Annotated in this window: 1 pseudogene; it reads left to right on the top strand. The window is 58.6% G+C overall.

Features of this window, described 5'->3' with window-relative positions:
* Positions 1-258: 258 nt before the first annotated feature.
* Positions 259-860, top strand: a pseudogene (locus B2R17_RS07580) (SMI1/KNR4 family protein); the annotation flags it as partial.

The following is an 860-nucleotide window of genomic DNA, read 5'->3' on the forward strand; positions in this document are numbered from 1 at the left end:
CGGTAGTGGACGAGGCAACGAGTTCTTGAGCATTGGATTCGTTGCCTCGTCCACCACATCGATTGCGCGGGATTCGTGGCCTCGTCCACTACCCAGTACGGTGATTGTTGTTCACCCGACGCGAAGGTGGGGCGAAGCAGCCCTGACGCTCTTGCGGTAACTTCCTGTCCAGGGTTAGTGTTTGGGCCAACGCCAGATGCTCTACAATCTGGGTTGCCTTGCTTTTCTCCTCTTTTCTGCTGTCGCACACCGCAATCTGTGTCTGATCCTCTGGACGATGCCGAGACACCCACCGGCCCGAACGCTTCCGTTCAATCAGGTCGGGCGTTGGATGCTGCGCCCAAGTGGTCTGAACAGCTTGAGCGACGGTTTGGATTGACTCTGCAACCCGATTTGGTTTCGTGGTTTGACGACGAGGTCTGGCGGACACCCGGGAATGGTGAGTTCATCGTTGCTGTGTCGCCTGAAACCTTGCTCAAGCCGATCCCGGATCCGGTTTGGCCGCCGTTGATGCCGCCCAATTTCCTGCCGCTGGTGGGCAGCCAAGCTGGTGATTGGCTGTGCCTGCGATTGGCAGATGGCGAGAATTCAACGTCTGAAATCACGTACGATCTGTGCCATTGGTATCACGGCGGAGGCGACTGGCTGCCATGGGGAAGCTCTCTCGCCGAAGCATTGTTGTTTGATCAAATTTTGCCGTACCTTCCGGCGAGCGATCAGCGCCACGCGATTCCCTCGCCGATGGACAGTGCCCGCCCGTCGCAGCCTGGCGCGAACGCTTGGCAAGATTGGATGACACGCTCACTGCCCGATGCCATTCGTCCGATTGCGGAAGAGCAACGTTGGCGAGCCGGCGACAC

The sequence above is a fragment of the Rhodopirellula sp. UBA1907 genome, from assembly GCF_002337565.1.
Lineage (GTDB): Bacteria > Planctomycetota > Planctomycetia > Pirellulales > Pirellulaceae > Rhodopirellula > Rhodopirellula europaea.